The sequence below is a fragment of the Parasphingomonas zepuensis genome (genome assembly GCF_036663735.1).
GTDB lineage: Bacteria > Pseudomonadota > Alphaproteobacteria > Sphingomonadales > Sphingomonadaceae > Sphingomonas.
Genome location: NZ_JAXOJO010000003.1, coordinates 380,759 through 395,088, shown reverse-complemented (window position 1 = coordinate 395,088; position 14,330 = coordinate 380,759). Strand labels below are relative to the sequence as shown.

14 protein-coding genes are annotated in these 14,330 nt (G+C 67.5%); 4 read left to right on the top strand and 10 right to left on the bottom strand.

The window, feature by feature from the left end; all coding sequences use genetic code 11:
- Nucleotides 1-8: 8 nt before the first annotated feature.
- From U1769_RS13175 to U1769_RS13145, 7 genes are read right to left on the bottom strand one after another with little or no spacing between them, the layout of a single operon-like run.
- Entirely contained in the window at nt 9-1,241 is a 1,233-nt protein-coding gene (locus U1769_RS13175) for an MFS transporter (RefSeq protein ID WP_332716625.1), read from the bottom strand.
- Nucleotides 1,238-2,644: an amidohydrolase family protein gene (locus U1769_RS13170; protein ID WP_332716622.1), complete on the bottom strand. Its 1,407-nt coding sequence runs from the start codon at nt 2,642-2,644 to the stop codon at nt 1,238-1,240. The genes U1769_RS13175 and U1769_RS13170 overlap by 4 nt, the downstream gene beginning before the upstream one ends.
- A 25-nt stretch (nt 2,645-2,669) precedes the next feature.
- Nucleotides 2,670-3,650: an isopenicillin N synthase family dioxygenase gene (locus tag U1769_RS13165; RefSeq protein ID WP_332716619.1), complete on the bottom strand. Its 981-nt coding sequence runs from the start codon at nt 3,648-3,650 to the stop codon at nt 2,670-2,672.
- Complete coding sequence (locus U1769_RS13160; RefSeq protein WP_332716616.1) at nt 3,647-4,033, bottom strand: VOC family protein; 387 nt, start codon at nt 4,031-4,033, stop codon at nt 3,647-3,649. The genes U1769_RS13165 and U1769_RS13160 overlap by 4 nt, the downstream gene beginning before the upstream one ends.
- Complete coding sequence (locus U1769_RS13155) at nt 4,030-4,680, bottom strand: cysteine hydrolase family protein (protein ID WP_332716614.1); 651 nt, start codon at nt 4,678-4,680, stop codon at nt 4,030-4,032. The genes U1769_RS13160 and U1769_RS13155 overlap by 4 nt, the downstream gene beginning before the upstream one ends.
- Nucleotides 4,673-5,800: an LLM class flavin-dependent oxidoreductase gene (locus U1769_RS13150; protein WP_332716611.1), complete on the bottom strand. Its 1,128-nt coding sequence runs from the start codon at nt 5,798-5,800 to the stop codon at nt 4,673-4,675. The genes U1769_RS13155 and U1769_RS13150 overlap by 8 nt, the downstream gene beginning before the upstream one ends.
- Nucleotides 5,801-5,859: 59 nt before the next feature.
- Entirely contained in the window at nt 5,860-6,768 is a 909-nt protein-coding gene (locus U1769_RS13145) for a ribokinase (RefSeq protein WP_332716608.1), read from the bottom strand.
- 162 nt (nt 6,769-6,930) lie between these two features.
- On the opposite strand from U1769_RS13145, the gene U1769_RS13140 reads away from it, so the two are divergent.
- Genes U1769_RS13140 through U1769_RS13130 form a run of 3 tightly spaced genes read left to right on the top strand, consistent with a single transcriptional unit; the run spans nt 6,931 to nt 9,244 of the window.
- Nucleotides 6,931-7,761 carry an oxidoreductase gene (locus U1769_RS13140; RefSeq protein WP_332716607.1) on the top strand — a complete coding sequence of 277 codons (831 nt, stop codon included), beginning with the start codon at nt 6,931-6,933 and terminating at the stop codon, nt 7,759-7,761.
- Nucleotides 7,761-8,429, top strand: a complete 669-nt coding sequence (locus tag U1769_RS13135; protein WP_332716605.1) for a cysteine hydrolase family protein — start codon at nt 7,761-7,763, stop codon at nt 8,427-8,429. Before U1769_RS13140 ends, U1769_RS13135 begins: the two co-directional genes overlap by 1 nt.
- Nucleotides 8,426-9,244 carry a TauD/TfdA dioxygenase family protein gene (locus U1769_RS13130; RefSeq protein ID WP_332716602.1) on the top strand — a complete coding sequence of 273 codons (819 nt, stop codon included), beginning with the start codon at nt 8,426-8,428 and terminating at the stop codon, nt 9,242-9,244. The genes U1769_RS13135 and U1769_RS13130 overlap by 4 nt, the downstream gene beginning before the upstream one ends.
- A 21-nt stretch (nt 9,245-9,265) precedes the next feature.
- Here the strand turns inward: U1769_RS13130 and U1769_RS13125 are convergent, their stop codons facing one another.
- Nucleotides 9,266-10,345 carry a TauD/TfdA family dioxygenase gene (locus U1769_RS13125; protein WP_332716600.1) on the bottom strand — a complete coding sequence of 360 codons (1,080 nt, stop codon included), beginning with the start codon at nt 10,343-10,345 and terminating at the stop codon, nt 9,266-9,268.
- Nucleotides 10,346-10,597: 252 nt separating this feature from the next.
- Between U1769_RS13125 and U1769_RS13120 the strand changes: the two genes are divergently transcribed.
- Nucleotides 10,598-11,584 carry a right-handed parallel beta-helix repeat-containing protein gene (locus tag U1769_RS13120; RefSeq protein ID WP_332716598.1) on the top strand — a complete coding sequence of 329 codons (987 nt, stop codon included), beginning with the start codon at nt 10,598-10,600 and terminating at the stop codon, nt 11,582-11,584.
- 80 nt (nt 11,585-11,664) lie between these two features.
- Here the strand turns inward: U1769_RS13120 and U1769_RS13115 are convergent, their stop codons facing one another.
- Both U1769_RS13115 and U1769_RS13110 read right to left on the bottom strand, forming a co-directional pair.
- Nucleotides 11,665-12,762 (bottom strand): hypothetical protein, encoded by a 1,098-nt coding sequence (locus tag U1769_RS13115; RefSeq protein ID WP_332716595.1) that lies wholly within the window; start codon nt 12,760-12,762, stop codon nt 11,665-11,667.
- A gap of 90 nt (nt 12,763-12,852) precedes the next feature.
- Nucleotides 12,853-14,313: a phospholipase D-like domain-containing protein gene (locus U1769_RS13110; RefSeq protein ID WP_332716594.1), complete on the bottom strand. Its 1,461-nt coding sequence runs from the start codon at nt 14,311-14,313 to the stop codon at nt 12,853-12,855.
- Nucleotides 14,314-14,330 lie beyond the last annotated feature (17 nt).

Below are 14,330 nucleotides of genomic sequence, written 5' to 3'. Positions count from 1 at the left end.
GCGGGGCTCTAGGCGATGCCAGTCGCGAGCTGGCCGGTCTCCGGTGCGGCGGCCTTGCCGTAGCGGGGCAGGAGCAGGAGCAAGGCAGCGCCCGTCGCGAGCAGCAGGCCGGCGACGAGGATCGCGGTGCGGTAACTGCCCTGGGCATCATAGACCGCATCGAGCAGCACCGGCGTGATGCCCTGGGCGGCGATGACGGCGGAATACATCACGCCGATGATCGCGCCGAACGCCCTGAGCCCGAAATAGCGCGCGATGAAGAAGGGCAGGGCGCCGTATTGCGCGCCGAGCCCGATGCCGAGCAGCACGCCGCCGAGCATCAGCGCGGCGGTGTTGCCGCCGAGTTCCAGCAAGGCGAGGCCGCCGATCGCCATGGCGTACATCGGGATGACGATCCGCGGATTGTCGATCCGGTCGAGCAGGCGCCCGGTCGCGATCTGCCAGCCGGAGCCGACCAGCGCGAAGATGCTGACAACCGCCGTGCCGGTCGCCACGCCGAAGCCGTGTTCACCGACGATCGGGACGACATGGCTGAAGATCGCTGTCGTGCAGCCGGCGCCGGAGGCGATGGCGATCAGGATCAGCCAGAAGCTGCGTTGCCGCGCGGCTTCGCCGAGCGACAGGCCGTCGCCCGCCACGTCGCCGGCGCGCACGGCATCGCGCGGGGCGTCGCGCAGCCAGAGCCACAGGGCGGGGAAGCCGACGACCAGCACGATGGCGCCGACCGCGACATAGCCGGCGCGCCAGCCATAAGCCGAGACGACGAGCGCGGCCGCGACCGGGATCGCGACTGATCCGATGCCGCTGCCGACCCCGGCGCTGATGCCCAGCGCGGCGCCGCGGCCCTCGCTGAACCAGTCGGCCACGACCTTCGAATAGATCGGCGTGCTGGCGATGCTGCCGGCCAGGCTGACCAGGAAGAAGGTGGCGTAGAACAGCGCCAGGCTGCCATTGGTGAAGGACAGCGCCATGATGGCCGCGCCAAAGGAGAGGTTGCCGAGGAGCAGCATCTCGCGGGCGCCGTGCCGATCGGCCCAGCGGCCGGCGAGCGGATAGACGATGGCGCCGGTCAGCGCCATGATGCCGAGCACCATCGAGATGCTCGCGCGGGGCCAGCCGAAGCTTTCCGACAGCGGCACCAGGAACAGGCCGAACACCGAATGCACCGCCGCCGTCTTGCCGACGACATTGCCGATCGTGCAGGCGGCGAGGACCCGGGTGCGGATGGGGTCGGGGCTCACAGCACTGGCCAGACGCTGGGCACGGTGATGTTGGCGCGGGCGAGCAGGGCGGCGCCCGCGGCCTCCGCCTCGGCGTAGAGCTTCTCCTCGTCGATCAGGGTCGAGCGGTAGCTGTCGACGACCCGGCGGCCGTCGACCCAAACGCTGTGCACGCCGCGCCCGTCGGCAGAATAGACCAACTGGTTGACCACGTTGAACAAAGGCCGCCATTCGGGCCGGTCGCGATCGTGCAGCACGAAATCGGCCTTTTTGCCGGGTTCGAGCGAGCCGATCAGATGGCCGAGCTGCGCGCCGCGCGCGCCGTTGCGCGTGCCCATTTCGAGCACGCGGTGGGCCGGGAACAGGCTGGCGTCGCGCCGGGCATCCTTGAAGATGCCGGCGGTGACGAACATCGCGCGCATCATGTCCGAGGCGTTGCCGTTGTTGTTGCCGTCCGTGCCGAGCTGGAGATTGACGCCGGTCTCGGCCATTTCGGGGAACAGCCCGACCGCGGTGGCGCCATATGCGCCTTTCATCGCGGTCATCGGGCAATGGGTGATGCTGGTGCCGGTCTCGGCCAACAGCTGCACCTCTTCGGCGTCGAGGTGGATGCCGTGCGTGAGCGACAGATGCGGGCCGAGCGCGCCGAGCTCGGCGAGGTGCGTGACGGCGCGGCGGCCGGTGGTGGAGAGGTAGAAATCGGGATCGGCCGGATCGGCGCTCATATGAGCGGTGATGCCGGTGCCGCTTGCTTTGGCCAGCGCGGTCGCCTCGCGCCACAAATCGTCGGTCGCGGTGTTGTGGCCGACCAGGCAGGGCCAGGCGGCGAGCAATGCGTCGTCGCGGACGGGGAAGCGGGCGAGTTCGTCCTCAACGGTGGCGATCGCCTGGGCGGTCAGCGCGGCCTGGTCGTCGCCGGGCGCGAAGGCGCGGTCCTGCACCCATTGGCCGAGCCGCCCGCGAATGCCGGTGGCGGCGAGCGCGTCCATCACTGCGCCGAGATCGAGGATGGTGCCGGCCTCCACGAAACAGGTCGTGCCGGTGCGCAGCATCTCGAGCGCGGCGAGCGTGGCGGAGACCTGCTCTTCCGCCGGCGACTGGGCCATGTAGGTGGGGATCAGCCAGTCGAACACGTTGGTGCGCCAGTCGGCATCGTCGGGCACGACGCCGCGGGTGATCGGCTCGCCGGTGATGTGGATATGGCCGTTGACGAAGCCGGGCGTCACCACGAAGCGGTCGCGGCCGTCGATCGTCTCGCGCGCGATCACCTGCCGCTCGATTTCGGTCGAGGGGCCGACCGCGACGATGCGGTCGCCCGCCACCGCGATCGCGCCGTCGCGGTAGATGCGGCGCTCGGCGTCCATGGTGACAATCCAGGCATGCTTCACGAGAAGGTCTGCGGTGATCGGTGCTGCGGCGTCCATGGTCCCCCTGACGGTGTCGACTGCTTTAGGCCTGGGCGTAGGATGCGCGCGCCATCTGCTCGATATGCTCGCCGATGGTGAGATCGGGGCCGTCCTCCTCTTCCGCCGCGGCGGGCGGGCAGGTCGGCGCCCGGCCCATGCGGTAGAGCGGCTCGAGTTCGAAGAAGGTCGCGACCGAATAGCGCGCGACATCGGCTGCGCCGTTGCGCACGCGGTGCAGGTTCGCGCGGTAGATGCCGGCGGTGAAGCGCTCCATCATCTGGCCGATGTTGATCACGAAGGTGCAGGGAATCGGTGTGGCGAGGATCCACTCCCCATCGGCGTTACGCACTTCGAGGCCGGGGCGGTCGTCCTGCAGCAGGATGGTGATCGATCCCCAGTCGGTATGCGCGCCCGCGCCGAGCAGGTTGTTGGTCGCGTCGGCCGGTTGCGGCGGATAGCGCAGCAAGCGGACGCCGCATTGAGGCTCGCGCAGGCCGGCCGCGAAATAGTCGTAGGGCAGCTCAACCGACTGGGCGAGGCAGTCCATCAGGTGGCGGCCGAGCCCGATCATCGCGGCCTGATAGTCGAGCATCTGCTCGCGAAAGCCCGGCAGGCCCTGCGGCCACTGGTTCGGGCCTTGCCCCGGCACGCCGGCCACGACCAGCGGATGGCTGGGCGGCAGATCGATCGCGATAGAGTAGCTTTCCTTGTGGTCGGGCGCCGATCCCTGATCGAGCGTCTGCGCGCCGGGCCCTTCATAGCCGCGCCGGTAGGGCGAATTGCGCACCCACACCGCGCGCTTGGCCGCTTCGTCGAGCGCGAAGAAGCGGTGGGCGGCGTCGATCTGGTCGGCGACCAGCGCCGGATCGATGCCATGGCCCGCGACGTAGAAGAAACCAGTGTCGCGGCAGGCGCGGTGGATTTCCGCCGCGACGCGTCGGCGATCGGCACCGTCGGCGATGCTGTCCCCCAGGTCGATGACCGGGATGCTGGTCGCGGCGCGGGGTGGGGTATAGGGAATCACGCTGCCGTTGCCGCGTTCAGGCGGAAGGCATTGCCCTCCGGATCGCGCAGGACGGCCATCAGCTGGCCGAAATGAGTCTCGTAAGGCGGCTTGGCGACTGTCGCGCCCTTGCCGACGGCCCGGGCGACCGCCCCGTCCATGGCGGCGGCATCCGGTAGCGCGAAGGTGAGCATTGTGCGCAGGCCGCGGGGATCGGCCTCGTCCTCAAGCGACAGCAGATCATAGGCGCCGGAAAAGGCGAAACCGATCTTCGCGCCGCCACCGGACACTTCCCGATAGCGCGGCGAATCGTCGACGGTCGGCTCAAGCCCGAGCGCCTCGGCGTAAAAGGCGGCAAGCGCATCCACGTCGCGCGCGAAGAAAGTAACCGCGCCGAGCTTCATGCCCAAGCCGCCTCGACTGAGTCGCTCGTCACGAGCAGCGCGCAGTTCTTCTGCAGGATGTTGAGCGTGCCGCTGTGCAGGTCCGGCTCATAGGCAGCGCAGGCGTCCGACACGACGAACACATTGTAATCGCGGTGGAACGCATCGCGCGCTGTCTGGTCGACGCAGCAATCCGTGCTGATGCCGGTCATCACCAGCGTATCGATACCGCGCGCGCGGAGCTGATCGTCGAGATCAGTGCCGTGGAAGCTGTTGAACAAGAGCTTCTCGATCTCGATGTCGCCCGGTGCCGGCACGACGCGGTAATAATCGGCACCGCCATCGTCGATGCGGCAGATCGCCTCCCCGCCGGGCGAGCCGCGGCGCGCCATCAGGGTTTTGAGCGCCGCCGGGTCAGTTTCCGGCCGGGTGACCACGCGCATGAACGCCACGGCCGCGCCCGCCTCGCGCGCCGCGGCAATGAGCCGCTCGATGCGGTCGATCGCCAGCTCGATGGTCGCCATGTCGACGCCGGCCCGCCCGATCAGGCCGAAGGGCGCCGCGAAATCGGTCTGGATGTCCACCACCACCAGAGCCGTCCGCTCGGGCGGCAGCATATCCTTTAACTCCGGCGCCGCGACGTGCGGCAGATCGGCGACCTCAACCATGGACCGGCGCCAGCACCCTGGTCGGGAAACGCTCGCGCAGCGCCGGCAACACTTCCTTGCCGAAGATCGGGATGCCTTTCAGATAATCGGGGAAGATCAGCATCAGCCCGTCAGTCTGCGATACCTCCAGCATCTCGGTGAGCTGCTCGACCACTGTCGCGGGCGTGCCGAGCACGACGGGCGTCATGAAGGTCGAGCGGCTCTTGGCGACGAAGGCGTTTTCCTTGCCAATCTCGTTGTCGAGAAAACCATAAGCGCGCATCATGCCGCGCAAGGCGCCTTCATCCAGCCCGTCGCGGAAATATTCGGCGGTCTGCTGGGCAGCGGCATCGGTATCGCCGAACACCACCGTCATCATCGAATAGGTTCGCACGGCACGGCCGAGCTCGGCAGCGTCCTCCTTTGCGGCAAGGCTCGCCGCCGCCAGTTCCTTCGCGTTGCCGCCGGTCAGGAAGATCGCGTCCATTTCCTTCGAGGTGAAGCGCATGCCCTTTTTCGACGAGCCGGCGCACACCAGGAACGGGCGCGTGGCCGGCTTGGGCCAGGACTGGCAATCGTCCAGCTTGAAATATTTGCCGTCCATGGTGACCGAATCCTCGGTCCACAGCCGCTTGATCGCCGTGATCCATTCCTTGGCGAGATCATAGCGCCCGTCATGATCGACACCCTCGGGCCAGGCGCCCATCTGCGCGAATTCGCCCTTATAGGCGCCGGTCACGACGTTCAGGCCCGCCCGCCCGTTGCTGACCTGGTCGAGCGTCGCCAGCATCTTGGCGACCACCGCCGGGTTCTGCAGGATGGTGTGGATCGTCGTCCACACCTTTACCCGCTTCGTGACCTCGGCGAGGCCGGCCATCATCACCACGGGATCGAGCGTGCTCTCCCAGTGATGCGTCTCCCCGCCATAGCCGCGGAACTTGGACATCGACATGATGAAGTCGAGCCCCGCTTCCTCGGCGAGGATCGCGACCTGGCGGTTATAGGCATAGGAGCCGTCGAGCCGCGGCGCATTCTTCGACAGGATCCACCCGCCATTGGCCATGGGCATGAACACACCCAGATCCTTGCCGCCGCCATCCGACGGAAGCCCGAACGGTGTCTGCTCAAACGCGCTCGTCATTATGTCACCCCTCGATCAGATCCCCAGCTTACGCTGGTCGGTCCCGGGTTCTTGATCATCTACGCATGTTCTGTTGGCGCGTTCCGGAGGAATGCCTCGACGGCCTGCCGCGTCGGCATGGCGGGGGCCGCACCGCGCGACTGCGTGCACAGCGCAGCCGCCGCGTTGGCGAACGGCAGCGCGGCTTCGATGTTCAGTCCCTCGTCCAGCAGCGCGGCGAGCACGCCGCAGAAACAGTCGCCCGCGCCGACCGTGTCGACCGGCGTCACCGGCACGGCCGGCGCGTGGAAGGCGCGATCGGGCCACACGGCGAGCGCACCCCCGGCGCCGAGCGTGACGATTGCGACCTGATCGGATCGCGTGAGCAGGCCGCGTGCTGCCAGCGCCTGGCGCGGGCTCTCGATCGCCGCGACGCCGAGATAGCAGGCAAGCTCATGCTGGTTGACGATCAGCACATCGACGTCGCCGAACATCGCCGCCGCCGCCGGCACTGCGGGCGCCGCATTGAGGATTCGTAGCGGACCCGGCCGGGCGAAAGCGGTGGCGATCGTCGCCACCGGGAGTTCCAATTGGGCCAGCAGGACATCCGCGCGCGCCGGCGCATCAAGCTGGTCGGGGGTGCAATGGGCATTGGCACCGGGGGCGACGATGATCTGATTCTCCGCCGCTGAATCGACCGCGATATAGGCGGCGCCGGTGGCGTGCCCCGTCAGCGCGGTGACGGCGGTGACATCTATTCCGGCCTCCGCCAGCCAGCCGCGCATCCATGCGCCCGCCTCGTCCGCACCGACTGCCGCGATCATCGCGGTGGCTGCGCCCATGCGTGCCGCGGCGACTGCCTGATTGGCACCCTTGCCGCCCGGCAGCCGGGCGCTGCCGCTCGCGAGCACCGTCTCGCCCGGCCGCGGCAGCGCCGCGACCGAGAGGATGATGTCGACATTGATCGAACCAAGCACGCGGACGCCCATTTCGCTCCTCTCGGGAAAGCCGGTGACAGACGAGCACGGCGGCGGCCCAGGCTTCAAGGCAGAAGCGACACGGTGCGCGGCGCGGCAAGTTTTGTTGTCCTGCCCGCCAAGCGCAGCCCGGGCGCGCCGCCTATCGTCCGTCGACTGAACAGGGGGAAACAGGTGGCAAACTGGCTCATCACGGGCGTCAGCGGGGGATTGGGGCAGGCGCTCGCCAAGGCGGCGCTGGCGCGCGGCGACAAGGTGGTCGGCACGATGCGCAAGCCAGCCGACCTGGCCGCGTTCGAGGCGTTGGCGCCTGGCCGTGCAACCGGCGTGCTGCTCGATCTCGCCGATCCGGGTGCGGCCGCAGCAGCCGTGAGCGCCGCTGAAGCGGTGCTGGGCCAGATCGACCGGCTGGTGAACAATGCGGGATATGGGATGATCGGCGCGATCGAGGAGACGTCGCTTGCGCAGGCCAGGGCGCTGCTCGAGGTCAATCTGTTCGGCGCGATCGCGATGATCCAGGCCGTGCTGCCGGCGATGCGCGCGCGCCGGGGCGGGCATATCGTCAACATCACCTCGCTCAGCGGATTCGCGCCCTGGTGGGGCACCGGCATCTACGGTGCGAGCAAATATGCGCTGGAATGCGTCGGCCAGACGCTGGCGCAGGAGGTCAAGCCGCTGGGCATCCATGTCACCAATGTCGCGCCGGGCGGCTTCCGTACCGGTTTCGCGGGCTCGGCCCTGGTGGAAGCGGAACAGAGCATCGCCGACTATGACGACGGCGCGCGCCAGTCGAAGCTCAGCCTGCTCGCCGGACGCGGCAAGGAACATGGCGATCCGGCCAAGGCGGCACAGGCGATCCTCACCGCGCTCGATGCGCCGGAGCCGCCCTTCCACCTGTTCCTGGGCGAAGACGCGCTGCGCCATGCGCGCGAGCATTTCGAGTTCGTCGAGGCCGAGATGGTCCGGTGGGAGGCCCTGTCGCTCTCCACCGCCTTTGCCGACTGATGCACGCCATCGACCTTCCCGACTGGGCGATCGCGCGGGGCAGCCAGCTCAACCGCTTCGACGCGATCGAACCGTCGCGCACCGCGCTGGTCGTGATCGACATGCAGACGGTGTTCCTCGCGCCCGGCGAAGTGTTCGGCAACCCGAATGCGCTGGCGATCGCACCACAGGTGAACCGGCTCGTCACGGCGATGCGTGGGGCAGGATGCATGGTGATCTGGACGCGCCAGACGACCAGTCCCGTGCCGCCGCTGGCGATGCCGGCGTGGCAATATGATCTGTCGATCCCGCACGTCGCGCGTGCGGTGGAAGCGCTGCTGTCCGGCGGCCCGTCCCACGCGCTGCACCCCGTAATGGAGGTCGCGCCGGGCGACGTGACGCTGAACAAATATCGCTACAGCGCCTTCATGTGCCCGGCCGGCGCGCTGCGGGCAGCGCTTGAAGAGCGCGGGATCGAGATGCTGGTGATCGCGGGCACGCTGACCAATGTCTGCTGCGAGGGAACGGCGCGCGACGGGAACATGCTCGGCTACAAGGTGATCGTCGTGTCGGATGCCACCGCCACCATCACGGATGCCGAGCATAATGCGGCGCTGCTCAACCTGCGGCTCACCTTCGCCGACGTGCAGGACACGGCCTCGCTTATGTCGATGGTGGAGGACTTATGAGCGATTATCAGACCATCCGCGTCAGTCCGCTCACGCCGCATATGGGCGCGGAGATCGGCGGGATCGATCTTTCGCGGCCGCTTGGTGTCGATGTCGCGGCGGAGCTGCGGACCGCGCTGGCCGAACATCTCGTCCTGTTCTTCCGCGACCAGCCGATCGACTTTGCTGCGCACAAAGCCCTGGCCCGGCATTTCGGTGAAATCCATGTCGCCGCCGCGTCCGCTGCCTGGACGGTGCCCGGCCATCCCGAGGTGACGCGCATCCATGCCGATGCCGATTCCACCTTCGTCGCCGGCGAGGACTGGCATTCCGACATGACGTGCGATCCCGAGCCGCCGCTCGGATCGATCCTCCATCTGCCGATCGTGCCGGACAGCGGCGGAGATACGGTCTTCTCCAACATGTTCCTGGCCTATGCGGCGCTCTCGCCGCGCATGAAGGCCTATCTTGACGGGCTGACCGCGACGCATGACGCGGCGCGGGTGTTCGGTGCGATCGCGCCGCCGGGGACTGTGTTCAACGTGTCCTCCCATCCGGTGGTGCGGACTCATCCGGTCTCGGGCCGCAAGGCGCTGTTCGTGAACAAGCAGTTCACCGCGGCGATCGACGGCCTGCCCAAGGATGAAGGCGCTGCGCTGCTCGCCTTTCTGGTGCGGCATGTCGAGCGGCCGGAATTCCAGTGCCGCTTCCGCTGGCGCCCGCACTCGATCGCCTTCTGGGACAATCGATCAGTGCAGCATTCGGCGATCTGGGACTATTTCCCGCAGACGCGCTCCGGCTACCGGGTGACGGTGAAGGGCGACCGGCCGTTCTGAGGTTTGTCCACCGCGCCGCGGTCAGGACATCAGCCTGGGAACCGAGATCGACCTGACATCGAAGCGCCCGTCGGCATGTTCCGCAGCGCCGTCGCGCGGTGCGGCGCGGTGGAGGACGACGCCGTTCTTGCCGAAGCCCGGCACCACCGGACGGCCCGAATCGCGGCTGAGCCACAGGCGCAGCAAATGGCGGCGGCGCTGCGGCTCAGGGAAATCGGAAAAGGCCGTGCGGGCATGGAGCGCGGCGTAGTTGGACAGCCACTGGATATCGCCGGGGCGGAAATCCATCTCGATCGCCATGCCGGGCTCATAGGTGATCTCGTCGAACAGGCGCAGCACCTCGATCTGGTCTTCGGAGAGTTTGGGCACACCCGGATAGTCCTGCGCGGTCAGGATGTAGAGCGAGCCGGCATACATGCTGAACACGCCGTCGACGATCGAGACGATCGGCGAGGTATAGGTGTTCGCGGGCGCATTGTGGTCCTGGCGTTTCCAGTCCCAATGGAACGGCTCGAACAGCAGCGGCGCGAGGTCAGCCCGGCGGCGCAGGATCTCGTTGTAGATCTCGGCGCCCGACACCAGGCAGGAAGTGCCGCCGGCCTTGGCCGGACGCAGGCACATCAGCGCGACGATATCCGAACTGTCGGAATGATAGACGAGCTGGTCGCGCACCTTGGAGGACAGGGCGGTGGGATCGTCCATTGTCTTGTCCGAGGTCGGATAGACATGGTCGATCACGTCGCCCATCTCGTTCTGCCGGATCGGATCGCCCATGTGCAGGCCGAGAATATAATAGATCGCAGCGGAGAGCGCGTCCGAATAGAGATGCGTGCGCAGGCCCCGCACCAGCACGAAGCCCCGGCCATAATCCACATCGCGGCCCCACAGGGCGACCGCGTCGGCGCAGGCGACCAACGGATATTCAGCTGCCGTCACCGTGCGCAGATCCGGGTTGGCGTCCATGAACTGCCGCCCCAGCGTCTCCAGCTCGTCCACCTGCTCCGGCGAGAGGCGGTAGATCCACTCGCCGGTTTCGGCCAGCCGATCGCCTCGCCATGCCGCAGCGGTCGTCACGGGCGGCGTCGACGTCAGCACTGACATGGCAGGAATCCTTCCGGTGATCGAATGATGTGATCGGGCCGATGCTAGTCGACACCGGGTGGCGCGACTTGTCGTGCAATGCCGAAAGACTTTCCCGGCGGCGAACGACGGTCGTGCTGGAAATGCCGAAACGACTGGATTTACGCAGGATTTCCCCTGCTCGTTTCGGCGGCGATTCGAGTCGCCGCGAAGGTCCGAAAAGGCTATATCGGTCACCGCGGCGGCTCGGCCGGCGCAGAATAGGGGGTTACCATGTTCCATATGATCAAACGCGCCGCGCTGATCGCGGTCGCGACGCTGACGGCGGGGATGCTCTACGCCACGCCCGCCGCCGCCCAGGCGACCCGCACCTGGATTTCCGGTGTCGGCGACGATGCCAATCCGTGCAGCCGTACCGCGCCGTGCAAGACCTTCGCGGGCGCCATCTCGAAGACCGCCGCCGGCGGCGAGATCAATTGCCTCGATCCGGGCGGGTTCGGCGCCGTCACGATCACCAAGTCGATCTCGCTGATCTGCGACAACACCGAAACCGGCGTCCTGGTCGCCGCGACCAACGCGATCATCATCAACGGCACCAGTGTGGTCGTGCTGATCAGCGGCTTCGATATCGAGGGCCTCGGGCAGACCGGGTCGGCCGGCGTCAACGGCATCTATTTTCTCAACGGCTCCAGCCTCACCGTCCGCAACTCCAAGATCCGCGGTTTCCGCAACGGTTACGGCATCAGTTTCCAGCCGGGCAGCAACGCAACCCTGGTCGTCGACAATGTCGCCATCTCCGAGAGCGGCGTCGCATCGAACCCCGACACCGGCGCTATCCTGGTGAGGCCGCAGACTGGCTTCACAGCCCAGGCGACGATCACCAACACCCAGCTGGTCAACAACCTCAATGTCGGCTTGCGGGTCGATACCACCGCTGGCGGCGCGACCACGGCTGCTTCGGCCGTGGTGAACACCACGACCTCGTCGAACAATGGCGTGGGCATTCTGCTCAAGGCGCCGGCAGGCGGCGGACCGGTGCGGCTGATGCTGTCCGACTCCGTCGTCGTGGGCAACGGCACCACCGGAATCATCGCCAATGGCGCGCCGACCATCGGGCGTGTCGGCACCACCGTGATCACGGGCAACAACGCCGCGCTCATGATCGGCGGCGGCGCCTCGCTGTTCACCTATGGCAATAATCTGCTCGACGGGAACATCACCGACACGGCGTTCACGCTGCCGGTGATCCCGACGCGCTGAGCGGATTTTCCGCTGGTAAGGGAGACGCTCCGGCCGATAACGGCCGGGGCGTTTTCGCGTAAAAACGGGAGGGAGCGCGCCTATAGCTGGCGTTTGCGCACCGACCAGATGAAGCTGTCATACCAGAAGTGCAGCAACGAGCAGGCGATGAACGGCGCGACGAACCAGGTTATGCTGCCCGCCGCCGCGGCGGCATAGCCCAGCCCGAAGATCGCGCTGCCCGCGAAGAAGAACAGGGCCGCACGCGTTCGCCCACCGCCGTTTTCGCCGGCGCCGGCACGGTCGAATTTAGCGGCCATCGAACCGCCTTCCTTCGCCCAGACCAGCGCGAAATACTGGACGGCGTGGTAGAGGTTGATCGCCGCCAGCGCGACCAGCGGCGGCGAAAAGCCCCAGGCCAGGATCGAGACGGTGCCGGTGACCAGGAGTGTGGCCAGCTTGTGCGCCGGCAGCCGATAGCCGGCGCGCATCGCCCGGGCATAGTCGATGGCCGTCCAGCCGATCACCACCGCATAGAAGCCGATCGCGGCGAGCCGAATGCCCCGATGCTCGGCCGCAAGCACGCCGGGCAAGGTCGTCAGCGCCTGGAAGATCGTCCCGTCGAACCGGCCGAAATAATCGACATGAGTCGCGAGCGCGGCCCCGGCCGCGAGCGGGCCGACATAAAGCGCCCAGTTGAGCCTGAGGTCCGTCGCGCGCAGCAGTTGCGGGGCATTGCCCGCCTTCATGTCGTAGATGCGCGCGAAGCCGAAATTCTGCATCGCCGAATGGTGCACGTCCCAGAAGACGGCGAGCACGGCGGCGACCGCCAGCGCCGTCGGCGACAGCAGCAGCGACGCAATCAGCACGATCGGCACGATGGTGAGCCGGAAGCGGTGCGCGGCGAACACATCGGCATTGAAATAGGCCCGCGGCACGACCGCGATCAGGTGCGCCCAGGTAAGGATCGCGATGAAGCCGAACATGGCGATCACCATCGGCCCGGCGGTCGTCGGCGGGGCCAGCAGATCCCAGCCGCGCAGCCATAGCTGGACGAGCAGGAAGGCGACCAGCGGGGCGCCCCAGAAGAACAGCGCATCGCGCGCCGGGCCGATGATCGCGCGCGCGGGATCGGCGAGCGACCCGGCCTGGACCGGCGCCTGAGGCCGGGCGGAAAGATATGAAAAGCGCGTGGCCAAGCCCCGTCCCCCAGCAAGTGACGGACGCAAATCTAGGGGGCTCCGGTTAACTTCTGCCTATCAGTGGCGAAAGGCCGGCCAGCGGCCAGGTCAGCGCCGCCGCAGCCGCCGGAACAGCCCGCCGCGGCTCATGCCTTCGAACATCTCGCCCGGCCCTTCGGCGTCGAGCACTTCGTTTTCGGCCAGCCATGCTTCGACCGCGCCGATATCCGGCGTCTCATAAGGCCGCAGCGTCTTGCCCGTGCCGCGGAGTGCCTCGATCGTCTCGATCAGCGATCCGGTCGCCGCGATCCGCGCCGAGACCGTCGCCGCATCCGTGCCGAGATGTTCGGCGATGAGGCCGTCGCGGATCGCCAGGATCGCCGGGCGGCAATCGGGATTGCCCGGCATGGTCGAGTCGATCGCCACGTCGCATTCGCTGTCCAGCCGCATCGAGCGGTTGTTGAGGTTCGACGATCCGACGCGCAGGCTGCGATCATCCACGATCATGATCTTGGCGTGGACGTAGATCGGCTCGCCGCCAGCGGTGAACGGGTGATAGAGGCGCAGCCGGCCGTGCCGGTCGCGCCGCCGCAGCGTTTCGAAAAGCCGCGCCCGCGCGGTATCCATCGCGATGGGTTCGAGCCAGCCCTGTGCAGTGAGCGGGTTGATCAGCACGATCTCCGGCCCGTCAGCTTCGTCAAGCCGCGCGGCGATCGCCTCGGCGACCCGGCGGGAGGCGAAATACTGGCTTTCCGCATAGATCCAGCGCCGCGCGCCGGCGATCTGATCGATATACAGCCGCTCGATCTCGAACACCGCCGCGCAATCGTTCATTTCCGGTGAGGTACGCGCGACGGCGACCTGAACGTCGCGGAACTGGACCTCGAGCCCGTCCGGCCAGCAATCGCTGACGCCCTCCACCGGACTGAGCGTCCCGCCGCCGGCCAGCGCCCAGCGCGTGCGCGCGTGTTCCCCCAGCGCCGCGGCAACTGGCCCGCTGACCGCGCTGGTCGCGTCGTGCCACGGGCCATAGGGCTGGCCGTTCGGGCGGTGCCGGCCCGGATCGTCATCGTCGTGGGCGCGCGTGTCCCAGCGATCGCCGGTCATGTCGATCCCGCCGCAAAAGGCGAAGCAATCGTCGATCGCCACGATCTTCTGGTGGTGCGATGCGGCGGCGGGATGGTGCGCATCGAGCCTGGTGTGGATGCGCGGATGCCGCATCCATTCCAACAGGGTCAGGATCGTCCTGCCGCGGAACAGGCTTTTCACCGCGCCCATGTCCCACCGCAGCAGATACACTTCGAGATCGGGGTTGCGATCGACCAGCCAGCGGATGAAATCGCCTACCGTCTCCGGTCCGTCGTCAGAGGGGTCGCTTTTCTCCAGCGCGATCCGCGCGTCGAAATCCCAGCCGATCAGCATGATGCGGTGCTGCGCCTTGAGCATCGCCGATCGCGCGAAGCGGAAATAATCCGCTGCATCGACGATCACGGATGCCGCCAGCGCGGCCTCCACGCGCCAGCAATTCTCGCCTGGGCGCAGCGGCGCGACGTCGGGGACCTGAATCATGCGGATTGCTACCGTGC